Genomic DNA, 21156 nt, shown 5'->3' with positions numbered 1-21156 from the left:
GATTCTGGCCCGACCGGGAAGGTTGGCGGGCGCGGGCAAGGGGGTGGAAAATCGATGGCGGAGAAGACCCACCGCACGATGGATGATTTCGCCAGGGCGTCAGGCGTGTCGCGGCCGACCCTGTCGAAGTATTTCGACGATCCGGCCAGCGTTAAGCCGGCGACGCGGGCGCGCATCGAGGCGGCGCTGCGATCCTCGGACTATCAGCCGAACGTTTTCGCGCGCAATCTCAACCGCAAGCGCACCCGCAATGTCGGCATCGTCGTGCCGGCGCTCACCGATCCGTTCTATGCCGAAATGGTCAGCCGCATCGAGTTGCGCTGCCGCGACGAAGGTTTCTGGCCGATCGTCATCTCCTCGCACGGTTCGCCGAAGCTCGAGGCTGAATCGGTCAGCACGCTGATGTCGCTGAAGGTCGCCGGCGCCATCGTCGCTCCGCTGGGGTTGGTCTCCGAACCCGGCGTCTTCGAGCGGATGAGCAAGGACATTCCGATCGTCTATTTCGACACCTATATCGAGGGCGACACGCCTTTCGTCGGCAACGACAACCACCAGAGCACCTCGACCATCGTCGACTATCTCTGCCGGTCCGGCGAACCGCCGGCCTATGTCGACATTCCGCACGTCAACCACAATTCCGGCGAGCGCCTGCAGAGCTATATCGACACGATGCGGTCCGCCGGACTGGAACCCGTCGTGCTTAAGGCGGCGGGCGATTACAGCTGGGATTTTGAGCGCATCGGCCATGAATGGATGGACAGGACGCTCGAGACAGGCGGCCTGCCGGCGCGCACGCTGCTGTGCGCCAATGACCGCCTCGCTTTCGGCGTCATGGCGGCGGCCTTCTCGCGCGGGCTGAAGATTGGCCGCCGGGCCGATTGCGATTTCCGTGTCGCCGCCCATGACGATCATCCGCTGAGCCGTTACACCTGTCCGGCGCTGACCACCATGGCGCAGGATTTCGCCGCCATGGCCGGCCGCAGCGTCGAGATCCTGCTGGCCTTGCTGGACGAGGCCGATTCACCCGGTCAGGGTCCGGCACGCAACGTCAAGCTCGGTGCGACGCTGGTGATGCGTCAGTCTGCCTGAACACGCGTCTGCAATTGCAGCCAGGCGGCCGCCTCGCTCACCGCCTGCCGCGCGGCCAGTATATGGCGACCCATCGAGACGAAGCCGTGGATCTGACCGAGCCAGGGCCGCAGGATCAGAGGCACGCCTTCGATCCGGAGACGCTCGGCATAGGCCGTGCCTTCGTCGGCAAGAATGTCGTGGCCGGCGATCACGACGAATGCAGGTGCCACGCCGGCAAGGCTTGATGCCAGCAGCGGCGAGACGCGCCAGTCCGTGATGTCGTCCGGCCTCCGCAAATAGTGGTCGCGGAACCAGGCCATGGTAGCGGCGGTGAGCCCGAAGCCGTCGCCGAAACGCCGATAGCTGTCCGCCGTCTGGCGGGCATCGGTGTTGGGATAGATCAGGACCTGCGCGGCAAGCGGCGGCGCCAGCCCGTCGCGGGCAAGCAACGCCAGAACGGCGGCAAGGTTGCCGCCGGCGCTGTCACCGGCAACGGCGATACGGGCCGGGTCGATACCGAGCGCGCCGGCATTCTGCGCCATGAAGCGGAGCGCTGCCGTGCAATCCTCGAGCCCGGCGGGAAATTTATGCTCCGGCGCCAGTCGGTAATCGGGGTAGACCACGACGGCGTTGCCCAGATTGGCCAGCCATCGGCAAATCTCGTCATGCGAGGAGAGGTTGCCTATGACCCAGCCGCCGCCATGCAGATAGAGCACGGCGCGCGCCCCGGTGCGCGGCGCGCCGATGCCGCGATGGATGCGGATCGTGACCGGGCCGTTCGGCCCATGGATCTCTTGCCGCAAGGTCGCCGCCACTGGCTCGTGTTCGCCCTGCTGTGTCGGGAACGAAGCGTTATAGGCGGCCCGAGCCGCCGCCACGCTACCGTCTTCGAAAGGCTCGCCGCCGGCCGCACGGCCCATTTCAAGGACGTGCAAAGCATCAGGGTCAAGCGTCATCGCCATCTCCATCGAAAGCAATTCCAGGAAAAGTGTACGGCGGTTTTTCCTTGGGAATTGCGTGAATACAAGAGATAGGGCGGTTCGCCGTTGCCGCGAAAAGGCGAACCGTTCTAAGCGAGGAGGCTGCTTGCCTCCTCCTCGGTCAACAGCGCCGGCTGGACGACATCGCCGGTGATGACGACGGAACTTTTCGTTTCGCCGGAGTGCAGAACGGCCTCCATGATCTCCAGCACATGCAGCGCCAGATTGCCGGACGCACGGGGTGCGGCGCCTGTCTTCAGCGAACGCACCAGATCGGCGACGCCGACCATGCGGTAATTGGCACGATCAGGCGCCGCGTAGGGCCAGTTGCGGGCGCCGTAGAACTCGCTTTCGCTGGCGAAATCCTTCCACTGCGCGCCACGTTCGGACAGCGAGACGGTGCCGCCGAACGTGTCGGGATCGGGCAGGCGCAGCGAGCCTTCCGTGCCGTGCAATTCGATCGGATGGTTGGAATGCTTGAAGACGTCCCATGAGGCGCCGAAGGTAACGGTGGCACCCGAGCGGAATTCGAGCAGGGACAGCACGTTGGTCGGCGTCCCGACCTCGAATGTCGTGTTCTTGAACGGCCCTTCGGCCGTGATCAGGCGTTCCTCCTGGCCGCGTGTCGCCAAAGCCATGACGCGCGCGACCGGGCCGAGCAGATTGACCAGCATGGTCAGGTAATAGGGACCCATGTCGAACACCGGGCCGCCGCCCCGCTGATAGTAGAACTGCGGATTGGGGTGCCAGTGCTCCATGCCGCGCCCCATCATGAAGGCGGTGCCGGTGACCGGGCGGCCGATGGCGCCCTCATCCATCAGGCGGCGGGCGCGGCGTCCGGCGGCGCCGAGGAAGGTGTCGGGCGCCGAGCCGAGCAGCACGCCGCGCTTGGCCGCCTCCGCCACCAGACGGCGCCCATCGCTGGCCGACGTCGCCAGCGGCTTTTCGGTGAAGACGTGTTTTCCCGCCGAAAGGGCTGAAAACGAAATGTCGAAATGCGCGGCGGGAATGGTCAGGTTCAGGACCAGATCGATCTCGGGGTCGGCCAGTAGCGCATCGACACCGAGCGCCCGGATGCCATATTCCTTGGCCCGCAACGCCGCCATGTCGGCGGAGATATCGGCGCAGGCGCTGAGTTCGATTCCACCGAAGAGGGCGGCATTGCGCAGGTAGGTCATCGAGATGTTGCCGCATCCGATGACGCCAATTCCCAGCTTCGCCTTTGATCTTGCCTGCATTTCTGGTCGGTCCTCTCACTAGGCTCATGCTCTCCCGGATCAGCTGCACCGGCAACGGATCGGGGTGGAAGAGCGCTATACAACATTTTAAATATTGACGCGCGTAAAATTTTTATAGATCATGCGAAAATGCTGGCGCAACGTCGGGAGGCTGCCAGCCCGAGGAGGAGAAAATGACAGACCGGAAAAAACGGCCGGGCGCCGATGCGGATTCCGTGGGCCATGAGCGCATTGGATATTTCCGTCGCGGCCAGGGACCGCGACGCGGTCAGGCATAGATCACCTTGGCCCCGGTCCTATCAAGCTGGCTGCGTATCGGGCCGGACAGGCCATCGTCGGTGATCACAACATCGACGCTCGACAGCGAAAATGCCTTGGAGGTCCCGCTGACACCCCATTTGCTTGAATCCGCAAGGAGGACAACGCGCCGGGCCATGCGCACGAGGTTTCGCTTCGTCCGCGCCATGTCTTCGTTCACGTCGACCACATCCAGTGACGAGTCAATCGCATGCGCTCCAACAAAGACCTGATGCGCCACCAAGCCGCCGAGAGCCGTGTCGGCATCGGTGATCAGCGTGCTCACCGTGTCTGGATAGACCCGGCCACCGATCATGTGAACGTCGAGCCCGGGCCGATGCATCAGATGCTGCACGATATTCATCGCCGTGGCCGCGACCACGACATTGCTGAGTGGCGGTAACAGCATGGCAACCTGCATCAGTGTCGAGCCGCCGTCGAAGATGACCGATTGGTTGTCCTCGAACAGTTCCACCGCTGCCCGGGCGATGCGTTTCTTTGCATCGAGGTTCGTTTGCATCCGCCGGGCGAACGCGGCCGTGGTCGAATCTGTGGTCCGGGTCACCGCTCCTCCACGGGTCTTGGTCAGCAGTCCCTTGCGGTCCAGTATCTCGAGGTCGGAGCGCACCGTGACTTCCGACACGCCAAAACCGTCTGACAGGTCCTTGATGCGAACCTGTCCGCTGCGTTGCACTTCACCCAGGATCGATTGGCGTCTCTGCTCTGACAACATTGCCTTGTCCTTGCCTCCATGCGCCATGCGATCGCCCTGGCCTCGGTTCACTCTACCAAAAATACGCGAATTCGAAAGATTTCGAAAGATTGCATTTGTCATTTCTTTCGCAAACACTGGGTCCGGGATTTTGAAATCAATCGATTGGAGAGTTTTGGACTCATGAGCCTCGGAACCAAGGTGCGCCTCGCGCGCCTCTTCTCACATCCATCGGGGAATCTTTTTGGCGGCGCGGTCGACCACTTTGTCGGCTATGGCGACGTGCGCAAAGGCGGCCTTGCCGATCTGCCGGGCGCGCTTGCACGCGTCATGGTGGGCAAACCCGACTACGTCAGCATCCAGCCCGGCACCGCGCGCCATCTGTGGCCGCAATACGCGGGCAAGGCTTCCCTGGTGATCCAGGCCGGCTGCTTCACCCCAGACGATCGCATCAGTGAACTGATTGCAACGCCCGAGGATGCGGTGCGCGCTGGCGCCGATGCGTTGGCCGTGGCCATTCCGGTGCGCGGCGCGACCGAGGGCAAATACATTCGCTGGCTGACCGATTCGGTGAATGCGGCGGCCCGCTATGGTATGCCGGTGGTGGCGCATATCTATCCTCGCGATTTCACCGACGGGGCAAAGATCGTCTTCACCCCCGACGAGATCGCCTATGCGGCGCGCATCGGCTACGAGTCCGGCGTCGACGTGATCAAGATCGGCTACACGGGCGATTTCGAGTCGTTCCAAGAGACCGTGCGAACCTGCCCGGTGCCGGTTGTGATCGCGGGTGGGCCGAAGACCGATACGCTGCTCGGCGCGCTTCAGCAGACGGCGGACGCCATCCGTGCCGGCGCGCGCGGGGCCGTGGTGGGCCGCAATCTCTGGGGGCATGGCGATCCTCAGAAGGCAGCGCTTGCCTTTCGGGGCGTCATCCATGACGGCCTTTCGGCGCAAGACGCCTTGGCGAGAGCGGGGGCGGCCTGAGCGATGCCCACCGTTCCCTCAATCCTCGGCTTCGGTGCTATTGCGATCGACGACATCGTCTATGTCGATCAGCCGTTGTCGGCGGGCAAGGGGAAGGTTCTGCAAAGTGCCCGAGCTTTCGGGGGAAATGTCGCGACGGCCCTTGCCACCGTCGCGCGGCTCGGCGGAGCCGCCGGGTTCGTCGGATGGCTGGGCAGTGCCGCGGACGACGCCGTGCTGTGCGATCTCGTTGCGAGCGGCGTTGAAACGGCATTCGCGCCGCGCCACCCGGATGCGCGCCCGGTGCGCTCGCGGATCACCGTCGGCTCGGATGGGGAGCGGTTCATCGCGTATGACGATGTAGCGATGCTGGGCACCGCGCCGGACTTTCCGGATGAAGTCCTCAGCCGCGCGACCGTCCTGATCGTCGATGGTTATGCGATCCGGTCACTGGATGTCGTGGCCCGGGCTCGCGATCTCGGCCTTGCGATCCTGGGCGATATCGAATGGAGCAGCGGCCCAGCCACGGATCGGCTGATCGCGCTCTGCGACCATCTCATTCTTCCGCTCGGTTTTGCGCGGACTGCCACGGGGTGCCGATCGCCCGCCGAGATGCTCGATGCATTATGGTTGCCGTCGCGGGCCGCCGTTGTTCTGACCGATGGCGGCAGGGGCGTGTACTATCGCGGGCGTGAAGAGACACGGCTCTGGCACCTGCCCCCGCACCGGGTTGCCGTCGTCGACTCGACCGGCGCGGGTGACTGCTTTCACGGCGCCTATGCCCATGCATTGACGCGCGGGGCCGACACCGCAGGCCGGGTGGCATTCGCTGCCGCGGCGGCGGCCCTTTCGATAACGGGGCGTGGCGGGCGCGAGGCGCTTCCGACGAATGACCGGGTGACGGAACTCCTGGCGTCGGCGAACGCGCCGTCGGCAGTCGAACTGAAGTATGCGGAACTCGATACCGGAACATAGCCTGAAACTATCCGAGGAAACATTTTCACAGGTGAAAATAAGCCAAGGAGAATAACAAAATCAACGGCTTAGACTTGTGGAGGGAGGAAGATGGCAGAAGTCATTCTTGAGAATATTTGCAAAACCTACGGGAACAATTTTCGCGCAATCGACCAATTGAACCTGTCGGTCGAGGACGGCGAGTTCCTGATTCTCGTCGGGCCGTCCGGCTGCGGCAAATCCACCGCGTTGCGAATGATCGCGGGATTGGAGGACATCACCAGCGGCAGCCTTCGGATCGGCGGAGTCGACGTCGTCGACATGCCGCCCAAGGACCGCGACATCGCGATGGTCTTCCAGAGCTACGCGCTCTACCCGCATATGACCGTGTTCGAAAACATCGCCTTTTCGATGCGGCTGGCAGGCAAGCCCAAGGCCGAACGCAAGAAGCGCGTGGACGAGATCGCCAAGACCCTCCAGCTGACGTCTTTGCTGGACAGCAAACCCGCCAACCTTTCCGGCGGACAGCGTCAAAGGGTTGCCATGGGCCGCGCCATGGTTCGCGAGCCGGCCGCCTTTCTGATGGACGAGCCCCTTTCCAATCTGGACGCGAAACTGCGCGTGCAAATGCGCGCCGAAATCACCAGCCTGCAAAAGCAGCTCGGCGTCACGACCATATACGTGACCCACGACCAGACCGAAGCGATGACGATGGGGGACAGGGTCGCGGTGTTGAAGGGTGGCGTGCTGCAGCAGGTCGACACGCCCAAGAGGCTCTATGAATCACCGGTGAACGCCTTCGTTGCCGGCTTCATCGGCTCTCCTTCGATGAGCCTTTTCGAAGCGACCCTGACGGGCGACGAGCTTATGGCCGGCGCCTTCACCATCCGGCTGCAGGATGCGGCCTTCGTGCGCAGGCCGGGTTTGAGATCATATGCGGGGCGCAAGGTCGTGTTCGGGATTCGACCGGAGCATCTCTATGACAGCAGCCTCGAATCCGGCCGCAAATATCAGACGATACCGGCAAAGGTGACCTCGATCGAAGAACTCGGATCCGAACACATCGTCCATCTCAACATCGACGCGGTCCGGGTGGACTCCGGCGACCCTGACGCGGTGCAGGATTTCGGCCTGGCGTCGAATGCGGTGGCGAAATTCGAACCGGTCAGCACAGTCCGTTCCGGCTCGGAAATCAGGTTGGCCCTGGATGACGCCAAGCTGCATTTCTTCGATCCCGAGACGCATCTGGCGATCTGAATATCCGCGACGAGACCCGCGAGCGAGGGTGAGGCGCCCGCATAAGAAGACTTCTGAATAACCAGACGATCGGCCGCATTGTGCGGTCGATCCTAAAGAAGGAGGAGAAAATGATGTTTCGTATAAAACCCGCTGTGCTGAAAATAGCCGCGGCCGCATGGTTGCTTGGCGCAACCGGCGCCATGGCGGCGGACACGACGCTGGAATTCACCCAATGGTGGGAGCCCGAATTGCCGGCTGGCTCGCTCAGGGCAATCATGGATGACTTCGAGGCAGCAAACCCCGGAATCAAGGTGACGCTGGTCAGCGGCCCCTACGCGACCACGCGAGACCAGATCTCGGTTGGTGCTGCAACTGGAACGCTCAGCGACGTCGTCGGTCTCGACGGTGCCTGGGTGAACAATCTGAATGCGCAGAACGCACTCGCCGACATGAGCCCGATGATGGATGCGAGCGGTTTCGACAAGAGCCAGGTCGCGGACATCATCAAGGTGGACGGCAAGGCGGTGATGTTTCCCGTGGCTTCCTTCGTCTATCCGGTCTTCGTGAATTTGGACCTCGCCGCCCAGGCGGGCGTGACCAAGCTGCCGTCGACCCGTGCCGAGTTTCTCGAAGCCGCCAAGAAGATGACGCACGCCGACAAGAACCAGTATGGCTGGGTGCTGCCCCTGTCGCTGCAAACGCCATCCGGCGTCCAGAACGACATGATGTCATGGGTTTGGGCTTCGGGTCAGTCGATGATGGCGAACGGCAAGCCAGCCCTTGAGGGCAAACCGGTGGTGGATATGCTCACCTTCGTCAAATCACTCAACGACGCCGGCACCATCTCGCCCGGCATCGCCACCAAGACCGAGCAGGAAAAGGTCGAGGAATTCGTCAACGACCGCGTCGGAATGATGATCGACTCGCTCGCGCATGTGAACCTCATCCGCAAGCGCAATCCCAAGCTGAACTTCGACCTCATCCCCGTCCCGGTCGTGGAAAACTATACCGGCAAGCGCGGCCTTCCCTATGCCTCCTGGGGCATCGGCATCTCTGCTGTTTCGAAACATCAGGAAGAGGCCTGGAAACTCGTCCAATATCTGATGAGTGAAAAGGTGAACGCCAAGCTCGTGTCGCTTGCAAACGCCTTCCCAGGCAACGTCAACGCCAAGCCCGATTTCGTGACCTCGGACAAGGCTTTCGGCAAGGCTTTTGAAATCTTCAAGACCGGCTATCTCGCCAATGAGTTCACGGGTCTGCCGGTCGCTGAAGACCTGATGACCCAGTTCGACGTGCAAGCCCAGAAGATGCTCGCCGGCGAGCAGTCTCCGGAACAAGCCGCTGCCGCCGCTCAGAAGGGCTGGACGGCGAAATTCTGATCGGCCCGTTCCCGTCTGCTGTCTCTACCGGGTGGCCTGACTTCGGGCCACCCGGCAATAACGGATCGGCAATTTTAGATGGACCTGTTTCCGAAGCTTACCTTCTCTTGAAGGCGTATCCCAAGGTTGGCACATGACCCGGCAAAAGCGCTCCCACCACAAGCTGAAACGAGCGGTCGCACCCTACCTCTATCTGACGCCCTCGCTGCTCATAATCGGGCTTCTGATGCTGCTGCCGATGGTGACGGTGATTGCCTATTCGTTCCAGAACAGCGCGGTGCTGCGTCGCGACCCATCCTTTGCCGGACTGAAACACTACCAGGCGATCTTCGACGACCCCGTGTTCTGGGCTTCGCTGTGGCACACGCTCTACTTCACATGCATGAGTGTCATTTTCCACATGACCATCGGCATGGTCTTCGCGCTGATGCTGAACAACGACCGCATCAATCCGACACTGCGCAATATTCTGCGCGTGCTCTACATACTGCCCTGGCTGTTCACCGCGGTGATTATCGCCGTGATCTGGCGCCTCCTGCTTGAGCCGAACGGTGTCGTGAACAGCATTCTCATGCAAATCGGCATCATCGGTTCCAAGGTCGAGTGGTTTTCCTCGCCTGAGACCGCGCTGCACGCCGTCACCTTCGCCAATATCTGGGCGGGCTATCCGCTCTTCATGGTCAGCCTGCTCGCGGGTTTGCAGGGCATTCCCAAGGATTTCTACGAGGCCGCCGATATCGACGGGGCGAAGGCCTACCAGAAGCTGATCTTCATCACCATCCCGCAGCTGATGCCGATCATCATCAGCATCTCGCTGCTCGACTTCATCTGGACCATGCAGGTCTTCCCGTTGATCTGGATAACGACGGGCGGCGGCCCGATCTACTCGACCGAGGTCCTCAGCACCTACACGTACAAGCTGGCGTTTTCGAGCTACAACCTGTCGCAGGCTTCGGCGAGCGCTGTGGTCATCTTGTTGATCTCTCTCGGCCTGACGCTGTTCTATATTCGCTATCAAAAGGCTCGGTAGTCCCATGAGGAAAAGGCATACGCCGAAAGACAGGCTGATCACCGCCGCGCTCCATGTAGCGCTTGCAGCGGGGCTCTTTTTCGCGGCATTCCCGATCTACTGGATGCTGAACAGTTCGTTCAAATCGAACACCGAAATCTTTGCCCTGCCACCGACCATTCTGCCAAAGGCATTCACGCTGGAAGCCTATGCAGCCATCCTCGGCGACCCGGTAAAGCTGCGCTTCTTCTTCAACAGCTATTTCGTGGCGGGAGCGGTGACCGTTCTGACGGTGGTGATCGCCTTGCTGGCGGCCTACGGCTTCAGCCGCTTCAACTTCCGCGGCAAGGGCAGCCTGAACACGCTCATCATCAGCACGCAGACCATTCCGCCGATCACACTTTTGATCCCCTTCTTCGGGCTTGTCGTCTCATACGGTATTTTCGATACCTACGTCGCACTGATCCTGACTTACCTGGTGTTTACACTGCCATACGCGATCCTGCTGATGACGGGATATCTGAACACCTTGCCCCGCGATCTAGATGAAGCCGTGGCTGTCGATGGCGGCACCAGTTGGACAGCGCTTTGGCGGGTGATCGTCCCGATTTCACTGCCTGGTATCGTGGCGACGTCGGTCTACACCTTCCTGTTGTGCTGGAACGAATTTCTGTTTGCGCTGACGCTGACGAAGTCAACGTCCATGCGCACCGTCCCGATCGGCATCCAGCTGTTGATGGGCCAGCACGCCTTCGAATGGAACCAGATGATGGCGATGAGCGTGCTCGGCTCGCTACCGCTCTTGCTGATCTACCTCGTTGCCCAGAGGTACTTCCTCGCCGGCATGACCGCGGGCTCGGTCAAATAGGATGTCCTTCCCACGGCGACGCAGCATGGCATCAAGTAATGAGCAGTATCAAGGATTGAAAGGATGAACGTGAAAGACCTCAAAGTCGGCTGCCAGACCTTTACATGGGAAATGCTCGGCGACCGTTTTGTCGGTGGCCCCGACGATCTCCTGAAGGCGATTGCCGACGGCGGTTACTCCGGCATCGAGATCACCGACACCATGATCGGCCGCTACGCCGACCGGTCGTCGGAGTTCGCCGCCGCGCTGAAATCCTCCGGCCTGACGCTCGTTTCCTTCGCCTTCGGCTCGAGGAGCGGTTTCACGCTCAAGGAGGAGATCGGCGCCGACCTCGAGGCGGCGCAGCGCTGGATCGACTTCGCTTCCACCTTTCCCGGCGCGCTGGTGTCGATGGGGTCGGCAACCGTGGTGTCCGACGGGCCGCGCGGCGACAAGTTCGCCATCGCGGCGGAGGTCTACAACAAGGCTGGCGAGCTTGGCCGCAAGGCCGGTGTCCAGGTGGCGGTGCATCCGAGTTCGCACCACAACACGCTGCTGTTCGACCGCGCCGACTACGACAGGATCTTTGCCTTGCTGGACCGCGATCTGGTCGGCTGGGTGCCGGATACCGGTCATATCTTGCGCGGCCACAAGGACATGGCCGATACGCTGCGCACCTATCGCGATCGCATCCGCTACATCCATTTGAAGGACGTCGACGCCAACGGCACTTGGGCGATGCTGGGCAAGGGGGTCTGCGACACGCCGGCGGTTATCGAGATCGCCGGCGCCGCCCCGCGTTTCAACGGCTGGCTGGTGCTCGAAGAGGAATCCGAAACGGCCGCCGCCGATCCCGCCGGCGCGGTCAAGACCAACCGCCAGACGATGCGCAGCTACGGCGCCTGAAGAACGAGACGATGATCAAGAAACAAGACAGACGCCTCAGGGTCGGTGTGCTCGGCTGCGGCCCGATCGCGCAGTTCGCGCATCTGGAATCCTGCGTGAAAGCCGGCAATGCCGATCTCTACGCCATCTGCGACGCGGCCCCCGATCTGCTCGCCCGCATGGGGGCTACCTACGAGCCGCAAAAAATGTATGCCGACTATGACGCCATGCTCGCCGATCCCGAGCTGGAGGCGGTGATCGTCGCCACCTCTGACGCCTATCACGTGCCGATGTCGATCAAGGCGCTCGACGCCGGAAAGCATGTGCTGTGTGAAAAGCCGATCGGCACTTCGGTCGAGGAGGGCGAGGCGCTGGCGGCGGCGGTGAAGCGTTCGGGCAAGGTGCTGCAGGTCGGGCACATGAAGCGCTTCGATCCGGCGCTGGAGGCCGCACGCGACTTCGTCCGTGACGAGATGGGCGAGGTGCTGGCGCTGAAGGCCTGGTATTGCGATTCCACCCATCGCTACACCAACACCGATGCCGTGCAGCCGCTGCCGGTCACCAGCAAGCTGGCGAGGAAACCTTCGGGCAATCCGAAGGCGGACCTGCGGCAATATTTCATGCTGGCGCATGGCTCGCATCTGGTCGACACGGCGCGCTTCCTGTGCGGCGAGATCACCGCCGTGCGCGCCCGTCTCAATGAACGCTTCGGCGCCTATTGCTGGTTCGTCGAAACCGAATTCGCCAGCGGCGCGCTCGGTCATCTCGACCTCACCGTCGCCGTGCGCATGGATTGGCACGAAGGGTTCCAGCTCTATGGCGAGAACGGTTCCGTCATCGCCAAAACCTTCAACCCCTGGTATTTCCGCGCCAGCGAGGTCGATATCTTTCATGAGAAGGATGCGACCTCGCGCAAACCGCTTGGCGCTGACGGCCATTTCTTCCGCCGCCAGTTGGAAGGTCTTGCCGACACGGTGCTGAACGGAACGCCGATGCGCGGCGCCAATGTCGAGGACGGCATCGCCTCGATCCGTGGCATGGTAGCCATTGCCCGTTCTGTGGAGACAGGCGAGCGGGTCGAACTCGCCTCGGTTTCGGGTGCGGTCTGATGCGCCTCGGCATCTTCGCCAAGACTTTCCCGGGAACAGATCCCGCCGCCGTGCTGGCTGCGGTGAAGCAGACCGGATATGAGACGACGCAGTTCAATCTTGCTTGCGCCGGCCTGCCGTCTATGCCGGATGCCGTCCCGGCGGATGCCAGCGCTTCCATCCGCGCTGCAGTGCAATCATCAGGCGTTTCGCTTGCAGCCCTCTCGGGCACCTACAACATGGCGCATCCCGACAGGGCGGTGCGCGATGATGGTCTTCGCCGTCTTGGCGTCGTCATCAAGACGGCTGCATCCCTCGGCATCCCGCTGGTCACCCTTTGCACCGGATCGCGCAATATCGCCGATCAATGGGCCTATCATCCCGAAAATGCCACGCCTTCCGCCTGGTTCGACATGGCTGCCGAGATGGGCAAGGCGCTGGCGCTGGCCGAGGATGCCGGCGTCGATCTCGGCATCGAGCCCGAACAGGCCAACATCGTAACCTCGGCCAGCGATGCGACACGTCTGATCGCCGACATGCGCTCGAAGCGACTGAAGATCGTGCTCGATCCGGCCAATCTGTTCGAGTACGCCACGCCGGACGAGGCACGTGCCATCGTCGCCGCCGCGATCGATGAGGCTGCCGGCCACATCGCCATGGCGCATGCCAAGGACCGGCATGGTGACGGCCGCTTCGCCACGGCAGGGCAAGGCATCGTCGATTTTCCGGATTTCGTCGCGCGGCTGAAGGCTGTGGGTTTCGACGGCGCGCTCGTCACGCACGGACTGCCCGCCGATGAGGCGCCCGATGTCGCCGCCTTCCTGCGAGGGCTGCTCTGATGGGCGACGCGGCGACGATCATGCTTCGCGACGATGCCGCGCTTCGTGTCTTCGACACGGGGCAGGGCGGGCTATCCGTCGTCTTTCAGCATGGTCTCGGCGGTGATGCCAACCAGGTGGCGCAGAACTTTCCTGACCAACCATCATACCGCCGGCTGACCGTGGAATGCCGCGCGCAGGGCGGCTCCAGCGCCGGCAGCAAGCGTCCGTTCTCGATCGCCATGTTCGCCGACGATGTGCTGGCCGCCGCCGACGCCGCCGGCCTCGACCGTTTCGTTGCCGGCGGCATTTCGATGGGCGCGGCCATTGCCTTGCGGCTTGCCGCCCGCCATCCGGAACGCGTGCTTGGCTTGGTGCTGGTGCGTCCTGCCTGGGCCTTCGACGCGGCGCCGCAAAATATGCGTCCCTACACGGAAGTGGCGGAACTCATTCGCCGGCTTCCGCTGGCGGAGGCCCGCGATGCCTTCGAGTCCTCCGCGACATCGGCCCACTTTCGCGCGGAAGCACCGGACAATCTCGCCTCGCTGCTCGGCTTCTTCGCGCGCGAAAACGCAACCGTCTTTGCCGAAGTGATGCAGGCGATCGCCAATGATGGACCTGGCGTGACGCAGGCGGCGGCCGCTCGCCTGGCAATTCCCTCGCTGGTCATCGGCAGCGGCATCGATCTCGTCCATCCCCTGGCGACCGCCCGCGAGCTTGCTGAGACCATCCCCAATGCGGCCTTCGTCGAGGTGACGCCGAAAGCGGCCGACAAGGATCGCCATTTCGCCGAAATCCGCGCCGCTATCGGCGGATTTCTCGACAGACATTTCAACAATCAGGACCAATCATGACTTCCAAGCCCCTGTCAGGCCCGGCCGCTATCGCCGCATTGCCGCGCGATCGCTTGATCGCCGAATTCTCGCTCTGGTCGGCCAATCTCGCCAATCTCGAGAGCGACCTCAGGCGCATCGAACCCCATGTCGATCTGCATCACATCGATGTGGCGGACGGCCATTTCGCGCCGTCCTTCCTGTTCTTCCCCGATCTCGTCGCCCGCATCGCCGGACTGACGGCCAAACCCATCCATGTCCATCTGATGGTCGATGCCGCAATCGTCGAGGCGCAGACGCGCCAGTTCATCGATGCCGGCGCCGACATGATCAGCGTCCATGCCGAAAACGGCGAGGCGGGATTGCGCGCCGTGCGGCTGGCGCGCGACCTCGGCGCCGAAGCGGGCGTCGTGTTGAGGCTTGAGACGCCGGTCGAGGCAGTGAAGCCTTTCGTCTCCGAGGTCGCCTTCGTCACGCTGCTCGGCACCGCGATCGGCGTGAAGGGTCAGAGCCTGTCGGACAAGGCATGCGAAAGGCTGGGCGCTGCCCGTGCCATCTTGAGAGGAGCCGGCCGTGAGGCAGAAGTGGTGCTTGCCGCTGACGGCGGCATCCGTCACGAGACCGTGCCCTTGCTGCGTGCCGCCGGTGCGGAGACCGTGGTTCTCGGTTCGCTCGCCTTCGGCGACAAGGATCTCGCCGGCCGCATCGGCTGGCTGCATGGGCTGAAGGTTGCGGCATGACCACTGAAGCCGCCCTCGCGATCGATCTTGGCGGCACCGAGCTTCGTGCCGCGCTGGTCGACCGTGACGGCAAGATCCTGGCCTTCGCCGCCGTGCCGACGCAGGCACAGGCCGGACCCGACGTGGTGATCGGCCAGATCGAGGCGCTGGCCGCGACCGTGCATGCCGAGGCGCCGGGCCTCGCCATTGTCGGCGTCGGCGTCGGTGCGCCGGGGCCGCTCGACCCGCTGGCCGGCATCGCCGTCGGACCGCCGACGCTGGCCGGCTGGCAGGATGTGCCGCTGGCAGACATCCTCGAGCGTAGGCTCGGCCTGCCGGTGCGGCTGGAAAACGATGCCAACGCGGCAGCACTTGGCGAATGGCGCTTCGGTGCCGGCCATGGCGCCCGCTCGCTGGTCTTCGTCACGGTTTCCACCGGCATTGGCGGCGGCGTCGTTGCCGACGGGCGCATCTTGCATGGCCGCCGTGGGCTGGCCGCGGAGATCGGTCATATGACCATCACCAACGAGGGCGAGCGCTGCGTGTGCGGCGTCGTCGGCTGCTTCGAGGCCATCGCCTCGGGCACGGCACTTGGCCGCCGCGCCAACGCCGCGACATCGGCCTTTGACGGCTCGACGTTGCGCCGCCTCTCGGCCAATGCCGAGGTCACCGGCCGCCACGTGGTCGAGGCGGCGCGGCTGCAGGACGGCCTCGCTCTGGCCCTGCTCGAGGAAGAAGCACGCTGGCTGGGCGTCGGCTTCACCAATTTGCTGCACCTCTATTCGCCCGACGTGCTGGTCGTCGGCGGCGGCATCGCCAATGGGCTAGACCTGATGCATCCGGTCATCGAGGCGACCATCCGGCAGCGCGCCATGCGCGCTTACCGTGATGTGCCGGTCGTCCAGGCCCAGCTCGGCCGCCACGCCGGGCTGGTCGGCGCCGCCAGCCTTGTCCTGTTCGACGATGGCAGCCTGGCAGCCCGCATGCCCGTCGGTCCAAGCACGTTTCCCGAAGCGAGGAGGGACTTCAACGGCTGAGTTCATGCTCGACGGTGCGCGCATCAATCAGGTCGATCCGTCCCACTGCCATCTCTTCGCTGCCGATGCAGAGCGCTGGCGCCGCTCGGCAAGACCCGTTCCGCGTGACATCGTCACCCACATGAAAATGGCCGGAGGCATCGCTGCCTCCGGCCATTCGTATTGCTAAACGACCGCGCGAATTACTCGGCGGGAACGATATCCGCCGGCAGGCTGTCGTCGGCCGTGCCGGCCAAAGCCCTGGCGAGCTTGGCCTCGTCGAGCTCGCCTTCCCAGCGCGCGACGACCAGTGTGGCGACGGCATTGCCGATGAAGTTGGTCAGCGCCCGGCATTCCGACATGAAGCGGTCGACGCCGAGGATCAGCGCCATGCCGGCGACCGGCACCGAAGGCACCACCGAAAGCGTCGCGGCAAGGGTGATGAAGCCGGCGCCGGTGATGCCGGCGGCACCTTTCGAGGACAGCATCGCCACCAGCAGCAGCAGGATCTGGTCGCCCATCGACAGATGGATGTTCGTCGCCTGCGCGATGAACAGTGCGGCCAGCGTCATGTAGATGTTGGTGCCGTCGAGGTTGAAGGAATAGCCGGTCGGGATGACCAGGCCGACCACCGAGCGCTTGGCGCCGGCCTTCTCCATCTTCTCCATCAGCGAGGGCAGGGCCGCTTCCGACGAGGAGGTGCCCAGCACCAGCAGCAGCTCTTCCTTGATGTAGCGCAGCAGCGACAGGATGGAAAAGCCGTTGTAGCGGCAGACCGCGCCCAAGACGACGAACACGAACAGCAGAGACGTCGCGTAGAAGGTGCCGACCAGCATGGCGAGGTTGATGACCGAACCGATGCCGTATTTGCCGATGGTGAAGGCCATGGCGCCGAACGCGCCGATGGGGGCGGCTTTCATCAGCACGCTGACCAGCTTGAACATCGGCGCCATCAGCGCCTGCAGGAAGTTGAGCACCGGCGCGCCCTTGTCGCCGACCAGCGCCAGCGCGATGCCGAACAGCACCGAGAAGAACAGCACCTGCAAGATGTCGCCGTCGGCGAAGGCGCCGACGATCGTGCCGGGGATGATGTTCATCAGGAAGCCGGTGACCGACTGGTCATGCGCCTTGGCGGCGTAGGTGTTGACGGTCGAGGCATCGAGCGTCGCCGGGTCGATGTTGAAGCCGGCGCCCGGCCGCACGACATTGGCGACGACAAGGCCGATGATGAGGGCCAGCGTCGAGAAGGTGAGGAAGTAGAGCATCGCCTTGCCGGCAACGCGGCCGACCTTCTGCAGGTCGCTCATGCCGGCAATGCCGGTCGCCACGGTCAGGAAGATGACCGGGGCGATGATCATCTTGACCAGCTTGATGAAGGCGTCGCCGAGCGGCTTCATGCTCTCGCCGATCGACGGATAGAAGTGACCGAGCAGGATGCCGACGGTGATCGCGACGAGCACCTGCACGTAGAGTTGGGCATAGAAAGGCTTGCGCTGCGCGGCAGCCGCGCCTGATTGGTCTGCGATGTGCATCGAACTCTCCCTGGCCGGATGGACGGAACCCGCCCTGCGTGACTTCTCCCATCGCGGCGTTCCGGTCGCCCGCCGCTGGCAAGGAGTTTGCAAGCGATGTGCCAGATCGGGGGAAGCCCGGAGTCCCGGGATTCCTGCGGTTGTCCGGTGCTTTGCGCCAAATGCCTGTGCGGATTTCCGCACAGGCAGCGTTTGCCTGGGCGGAATTACGCATTACACTGGCCGCCAAGCCGCGAAGAAACGGGGCCGCGAAAAAAGGGAGAGGGCAGACGCCGCACGCAGGCACCGATAGCGGGTCCGCAGGGTTTCCCGGCCGTGAATTGCTGCGCGAGGCGGTGGCGCGGCTGCGCGATGGCCGCTGGCTTGTTATCGTCGTCGCCCTCGCGATCCTGGCGGGCGCGATCGCCGTTGCCGGACGCATTGCCACCGGCCAGGCGACCAATGGCCTGCGTGATGGCGCGCTCGCCGCCCTGCCGCTGGCGGCGGGAACGCTGACAGGCGAAATCGAGAAACAACGCCTGGTGCCGCTGGTGCTGGCTCGCGACGATGCGGTGCGAGGGGCGCTGCGCCGGGCCGGAAAGATGCAAGAAGCGGCCCTCAACGAAAAGCTCAAGGCGATCGCCGGCGATGCCTCCGCGTCCGCCATCTATGTCATCGACACGGCGGGCATCGCCATATCGGCCAGCAATGCCGGCGAGCCGACGAGCTTCGTCGGCATCGACTATAATTTTCGCCACTATTTCAACGAGGCGATGTCAAAGGGGTCGGCCAGCCAATATGGCCTCGGCACGATCAGCGGCCGGCCGGGCCTCTACCTTGCCAGCCGCGTCGACGACAATGGCAAGCCGCTGGGCGTCGCGGTGCTGAAGGTCGAACTCGACGGCGTCGAAGCCAATTGGCGCTCCAGCGGGTTTCTCGTTTTCGTCACCGACGAACGCGGCGTCGTGCTGGCCACCAGCCAGCCTGAGTGGCGGTTTCACGCGCTGGCGCCGCTCTCCGCCGAAGACGCCGCAGCTGCCCACGAGCAACTGCAACTGGACGATGCCGCCTTCGAACCCCTGCCGATACGGCGCGGTGCCGGCGACGGCCTGGCCACCATCGACGGCCCCGGCAAGCCACGTCAATTTGTCGAGGTGGTGCAGGACCTGCCCGGCGCGGTTCCCGGCTGGCGCCTTTGGGTGCTGACGCCGGCGGATGCCGCTCTCTCGTCGGCGGCCAACACGGCGCGGCTGACGACGCTGCTCGGGTTGCTGCTGACCGGCCTGCTTGCCTACGTATTCACAAGGCGCCGCCGCACACGCCGGCTGCGGCAGGAGGCGCTGGCGCGCATGAATGCCGAGCTGGAAAGCCGGGTCAGCACACGGACCGCCGAGCTGACACTCTCCAACACCGCGCTCGCCGGCGAGATCGCCGAGCGCGAAAATGCCGAGGCCAAGGTTCGCCGGCTGCGCGACGATCTCGCCCAGGCCAACCGGCTGTCCATCCTCGGCCAGATCGCCGCCGGCGTGGCGCATGAGATCAACCAGCCGGTCGCCGCCATCCGCACCTATGCCGAGAATGCCGGACGTTTTCTCGACAGCGGCAAGACCCAACCGGCGAGCGGTAATCTGACCTCGATCGTCTCGATGACCGAGCGCATCGGCGCCATCACCAGCACCTTGCGCACCTTTGCCCGCCGGCCCGGTGTCGCCGCTTCGCCGTTGCCGGTGCGCGAGGCGATCGACGGCGCGCTGTCGCTGCTTTCCGGTCGCATCCGCGATTCCGGCGTCACCATCGTCAAGCCGCGCGGTACCGCCTCGCCGGTGGTGATGGCAAGCCGCATCCGGCTGGAACAGATCCTCGTCAACCTGTTGCAGAACGCGCTGGACGCCATGAAGGACCAGCCCGATCCCCGCATCGAGATCGACCTCGCCGAGCGCGACGATCACGTGCTGATTTCGGTGCGCGACAATGGTCCCGGCCTCGGGCCGGAAGCTGCCGGCAATCTGTTCATGCCGTTCCAGACCACCAAGGAGAAGGGGCTCGGCCTCGGGCTGGTGATCTCGCAGGAGATCGCCCAGGAATTGGGCGGCACGCTGCGGCTCGACTCCGACAGCGCCAACGGCGCGTCCTTCACCATCGATTTGAGGCGAATTGAATGAATGAGGGATCAGGGCTGGTGGCGCTCGTCGAGGACGATGCCGATCTGCTGCACGCCACCACGCAATTGCTCGAACTCGCCGGTTTCACTGTGGTCGCGCGCGAGGCCGCCGAGCCCGCACTTGCCGTCGTCGACAGGGACTTTGACGGGGTGGTTGTCAGCGACATCCGCATGCCGGGCATGAATGGGCTGCAGCTGTTCGACCGCATCAAGGCGATCGACCCTGACATACCGGTGATCCTGGTCACCGGGCATGGCGATGTCGATCTTGCCGTGGCCGCCCTCAAGGACGGTGTCTACGACTTCATCCCAAAGCCCTACGCGGGCGATCGCCTGGTCGAGGCGCTGAGACGGGCATCGGAGAAGCGGCGGCTGGTGATGGAGAACCGGCGGCTGCGCGAAGCCGCGGCGCTCGCTGCCGACGGCCTGCCGCTGATCGGCGAGGCGCCGGCCATCCGGCGCCTGCGCGAGACCTTGCGGCAGATCGCCGACATGGATGTCGACGTGCTGGTGGAGGGCGAGACCGGAACCGGCAAGGAAGTGGTGGCCGACCTCTTGCACCGGTGGGGCCGGCGGCGTTCCAAACCCTTCGTGGCGCTGAATTGCGGCGCCTTGCCGGAAACCGTCATAGAAAGCGAACTGTTCGGCCACGAGGCCGGCGCCTTCACCGGCGCGCAGCGGCGGCGGATCGGCCGCGTCGAGCATTCCAGCGGCGGCACGCTGTTCCTCGACGAGATTGAATCCATGCCGCCGGCCCTGCAGGTCAAGCTGCTGCGGGTGCTGGAGACGCGCAGCCTTACGCCGCTTGGCTCGAACGAGGTCCGGCGCCTCGATCTGAGGGTCGTCGCGGCAACCAAGGTCGATCTCGGCCGGCCCGACCAGCGCGGCGACTTTCGCGAGGATCTCTATTTCCGCCTCAACGTGGTGACGCTGCGCATCCCGCCGCTCCGCGAGCGGCGCGGCGACATCCCGATGCTGTTCGGACATTTCCTCGGCAAGGCGGCTGAACGGTTCGGCCGGCCGGTCGCCAAGGTCAATGCCGCGGTCAGCGATCATCTCCAGTCGCATGCCTGGCCGGGCAATGTGCGCGAGCTCGCCCATTTTGCCGGTCGCGTAGCACTTGGCCTCGGCCCGGACGACGAGGTGAAGGGGGTTTCCCCGAAATCGACGGAACCTGCCGCCTCGCTGCCCGAGCGCGTGGGCCACTACGAAGCGCAACTCATCCGTGACGCACTGCGCGACCACGGCGGCGACGTGCGTGGCGCGATCGACGCGCTCGGCGTGCCACGCAAGACTTTTTACGACAAGCTCAAGCGCTACGGCATTGCCGCATCCGAATTCCGCAATGGCGGCGACCCGCCCCCCGTTCGAGAGCAGACATAGAAGTTGCGCGAGAGCCTCGTGCTCCGCAACCCTTCATCCCATCCAGCCGA

20 protein-coding genes are annotated in these 21156 nt (G+C 63.9%); 16 read left to right on the top strand and 4 right to left on the bottom strand.

Going from position 1 to position 21156, the window contains the following annotated elements; translation table 11 throughout:
• The first annotated feature begins 54 nt into the window (after positions 1-54).
• On the top strand, positions 55-1089 hold the full coding sequence (locus CK228_RS02385; RefSeq protein ID WP_095771211.1) for a LacI family DNA-binding transcriptional regulator: 1035 nt from the start codon (positions 55-57) through the stop codon (positions 1087-1089).
• Here CK228_RS02385 and CK228_RS02380 read toward each other — a convergent pair.
• The 3 genes from CK228_RS02380 to CK228_RS02370 all read right to left on the bottom strand — a co-directional run bounded on the left by CK228_RS02380 (position 1077) and on the right by CK228_RS02370 (position 4319).
• Positions 1077-2027, bottom strand: coding sequence for an alpha/beta hydrolase (locus CK228_RS02380; RefSeq protein ID WP_095786903.1), 951 nt, complete (start codon positions 2025-2027; stop codon positions 1077-1079). The two genes, CK228_RS02385 and CK228_RS02380, sit on opposite strands and share 13 nt — an antisense overlap.
• Positions 2028-2140: 113 nt before the next feature.
• Positions 2141-3289, bottom strand: coding sequence for a Gfo/Idh/MocA family oxidoreductase (locus CK228_RS02375; RefSeq protein WP_095786738.1), 1149 nt, complete (start codon positions 3287-3289; stop codon positions 2141-2143).
• Positions 3290-3557: 268 nt separating this feature from the next.
• The gene (locus tag CK228_RS02370) at positions 3558-4319 is read right to left on the bottom strand and encodes a DeoR/GlpR family DNA-binding transcription regulator (protein WP_095786902.1); all 762 of its coding nucleotides are present in this window, start codon (positions 4317-4319) and stop codon (positions 3558-3560) included.
• Positions 4320-4481: 162 nt separating this feature from the next.
• Between CK228_RS02370 and CK228_RS02365 the strand changes: the two genes are divergently transcribed.
• The 13 genes from CK228_RS02365 to CK228_RS35165 all read left to right on the top strand — a co-directional run bounded on the left by CK228_RS02365 (position 4482) and on the right by CK228_RS35165 (position 16241).
• Positions 4482-5285, top strand: a complete 804-nt coding sequence (locus CK228_RS02365) for a class I fructose-bisphosphate aldolase (RefSeq protein WP_095786737.1) — start codon at positions 4482-4484, stop codon at positions 5283-5285.
• Positions 5286-5288: 3 nt separating this feature from the next.
• On the top strand, positions 5289-6239 hold the full coding sequence (locus tag CK228_RS02360; RefSeq protein ID WP_095786736.1) for a PfkB family carbohydrate kinase: 951 nt from the start codon (positions 5289-5291) through the stop codon (positions 6237-6239).
• 90 nt (positions 6240-6329) lie between these two features.
• A complete protein-coding gene (locus tag CK228_RS02355) occupies positions 6330-7475 on the top strand; it encodes an ABC transporter ATP-binding protein (RefSeq protein WP_095771207.1) in 1146 nt (381 codons plus the stop codon).
• Between the two features lie 110 nt (positions 7476-7585).
• Positions 7586-8836, top strand: coding sequence for a sugar ABC transporter substrate-binding protein (locus CK228_RS02350; protein ID WP_095786735.1), 1251 nt, complete (start codon positions 7586-7588; stop codon positions 8834-8836).
• Between the two features lie 133 nt (positions 8837-8969).
• Entirely contained in the window at positions 8970-9866 is an 897-nt protein-coding gene (locus tag CK228_RS02345; RefSeq protein WP_095786734.1) for a sugar ABC transporter permease, read from the top strand.
• Positions 9867-9870: 4 nt separating this feature from the next.
• Entirely contained in the window at positions 9871-10713 is an 843-nt protein-coding gene (locus CK228_RS02340; protein WP_095771204.1) for a carbohydrate ABC transporter permease, read from the top strand.
• 63 nt (positions 10714-10776) lie between these two features.
• Positions 10777-11598 (top strand): sugar phosphate isomerase/epimerase, encoded by an 822-nt coding sequence (locus tag CK228_RS02335; RefSeq protein WP_095786733.1) that lies wholly within the window; start codon positions 10777-10779, stop codon positions 11596-11598.
• 11 nt (positions 11599-11609) lie between these two features.
• On the top strand, positions 11610-12686 hold the full coding sequence (locus CK228_RS02330; RefSeq protein ID WP_095786732.1) for a Gfo/Idh/MocA family oxidoreductase: 1077 nt from the start codon (positions 11610-11612) through the stop codon (positions 12684-12686).
• Positions 12686-13504, top strand: a complete 819-nt coding sequence (locus tag CK228_RS02325; RefSeq protein ID WP_095786731.1) for a sugar phosphate isomerase/epimerase — start codon at positions 12686-12688, stop codon at positions 13502-13504. Before CK228_RS02330 ends, CK228_RS02325 begins: the two co-directional genes overlap by 1 nt.
• Positions 13504-14337: an alpha/beta hydrolase gene (locus tag CK228_RS02320; RefSeq protein WP_095786730.1), complete on the top strand. Its 834-nt coding sequence runs from the start codon at positions 13504-13506 to the stop codon at positions 14335-14337. The genes CK228_RS02325 and CK228_RS02320 overlap by 1 nt, the downstream gene beginning before the upstream one ends.
• Positions 14334-15056 (top strand): ribulose-phosphate 3-epimerase, encoded by a 723-nt coding sequence (locus CK228_RS02315; protein WP_095786729.1) that lies wholly within the window; start codon positions 14334-14336, stop codon positions 15054-15056. The genes CK228_RS02320 and CK228_RS02315 overlap by 4 nt, the downstream gene beginning before the upstream one ends.
• Positions 15053-16072: an ROK family protein gene (locus CK228_RS02310; protein ID WP_095786728.1), complete on the top strand. Its 1020-nt coding sequence runs from the start codon at positions 15053-15055 to the stop codon at positions 16070-16072. The genes CK228_RS02315 and CK228_RS02310 overlap by 4 nt, the downstream gene beginning before the upstream one ends.
• Positions 16073-16076: 4 nt before the next feature.
• The gene (locus tag CK228_RS35165) at positions 16077-16241 is read left to right on the top strand and encodes a hypothetical protein (RefSeq protein WP_179295779.1); all 165 of its coding nucleotides are present in this window, start codon (positions 16077-16079) and stop codon (positions 16239-16241) included.
• 13 nt (positions 16242-16254) lie between these two features.
• On the opposite strand, the gene CK228_RS02305 is transcribed toward CK228_RS35165, so the two are convergent.
• Positions 16255-17583 carry a dicarboxylate/amino acid:cation symporter gene (locus CK228_RS02305; protein ID WP_095786727.1) on the bottom strand — a complete coding sequence of 443 codons (1329 nt, stop codon included), beginning with the start codon at positions 17581-17583 and terminating at the stop codon, positions 16255-16257.
• Between the two features lie 167 nt (positions 17584-17750).
• On the opposite strand from CK228_RS02305, the gene CK228_RS02300 reads away from it, so the two are divergent.
• On the top strand, positions 17751-19724 hold the full coding sequence (locus CK228_RS02300) for a sensor histidine kinase (protein ID WP_095786901.1): 1974 nt from the start codon (positions 17751-17753) through the stop codon (positions 19722-19724).
• Entirely contained in the window at positions 19721-21106 is a 1386-nt protein-coding gene (locus tag CK228_RS02295) for a sigma-54 dependent transcriptional regulator (protein WP_095786726.1), read from the top strand. The genes CK228_RS02300 and CK228_RS02295 overlap by 4 nt, the downstream gene beginning before the upstream one ends.
• Positions 21107-21156: the final 50 nt, after the last annotated feature.

Origin of the sequence: Mesorhizobium sp. WSM4312 (assembly GCF_002294875.1) — a bacterium.
Lineage (GTDB): Bacteria > Pseudomonadota > Alphaproteobacteria > Rhizobiales > Rhizobiaceae > Mesorhizobium.
The sequence above is the reverse complement of the archived record's forward strand: the minus strand, read 5'-3'. Positions and strand labels throughout refer to the sequence as shown.

Bases quoted from the DNA above. Each gene is read 5' to 3' on its own strand.
- CK228_RS02340 (WP_095771204.1), top strand. From the start codon at position 9,871: ATGAGGAAAAGGCATACGCCGAAAGACAGGCTGATCACCGCCGCGCTC.
- CK228_RS02295 (WP_095786726.1), top strand. From the start codon at position 19,721: ATGAATGAGGGATCAGGGCTGGTGGCGCTCGTCGAGGACGATGCCGAT.
- CK228_RS02320 (WP_095786730.1), top strand. From the start codon at position 13,504: ATGGGCGACGCGGCGACGATCATGCTTCGCGACGATGCCGCGCTTCGT.
- CK228_RS02355 (WP_095771207.1), top strand. From the start codon at position 6,330: ATGGCAGAAGTCATTCTTGAGAATATTTGCAAAACCTACGGGAACAAT.
- CK228_RS02335 (WP_095786733.1), top strand. From the start codon at position 10,777: ATGAACGTGAAAGACCTCAAAGTCGGCTGCCAGACCTTTACATGGGAA.
- CK228_RS02375 (WP_095786738.1), bottom strand. From the start codon at position 3,289: ATGCAGGCAAGATCAAAGGCGAAGCTGGGAATTGGCGTCATCGGATGC.
- CK228_RS02365 (WP_095786737.1), top strand. From the start codon at position 4,482: ATGAGCCTCGGAACCAAGGTGCGCCTCGCGCGCCTCTTCTCACATCCA.
- CK228_RS02370 (WP_095786902.1), bottom strand. From the start codon at position 4,319: ATGTTGTCAGAGCAGAGACGCCAATCGATCCTGGGTGAAGTGCAACGC.
- CK228_RS02345 (WP_095786734.1), top strand. From the start codon at position 8,970: ATGACCCGGCAAAAGCGCTCCCACCACAAGCTGAAACGAGCGGTCGCA.
- CK228_RS02385 (WP_095771211.1), top strand. From the start codon at position 55: ATGGCGGAGAAGACCCACCGCACGATGGATGATTTCGCCAGGGCGTCA.
- CK228_RS02380 (WP_095786903.1), bottom strand. From the start codon at position 2,027: ATGACGCTTGACCCTGATGCTTTGCACGTCCTTGAAATGGGCCGTGCG.
- CK228_RS02305 (WP_095786727.1), bottom strand. From the start codon at position 17,583: ATGCACATCGCAGACCAATCAGGCGCGGCTGCCGCGCAGCGCAAGCCT.
- CK228_RS02330 (WP_095786732.1), top strand. From the start codon at position 11,610: ATGATCAAGAAACAAGACAGACGCCTCAGGGTCGGTGTGCTCGGCTGC.
- CK228_RS35165 (WP_179295779.1), top strand. From the start codon at position 16,077: ATGCTCGACGGTGCGCGCATCAATCAGGTCGATCCGTCCCACTGCCAT.
- CK228_RS02360 (WP_095786736.1), top strand. From the start codon at position 5,289: ATGCCCACCGTTCCCTCAATCCTCGGCTTCGGTGCTATTGCGATCGAC.
- CK228_RS02325 (WP_095786731.1), top strand. From the start codon at position 12,686: ATGCGCCTCGGCATCTTCGCCAAGACTTTCCCGGGAACAGATCCCGCC.
- CK228_RS02315 (WP_095786729.1), top strand. From the start codon at position 14,334: ATGACTTCCAAGCCCCTGTCAGGCCCGGCCGCTATCGCCGCATTGCCG.
- CK228_RS02350 (WP_095786735.1), top strand. From the start codon at position 7,586: ATGATGTTTCGTATAAAACCCGCTGTGCTGAAAATAGCCGCGGCCGCA.
- CK228_RS02310 (WP_095786728.1), top strand. From the start codon at position 15,053: ATGACCACTGAAGCCGCCCTCGCGATCGATCTTGGCGGCACCGAGCTT.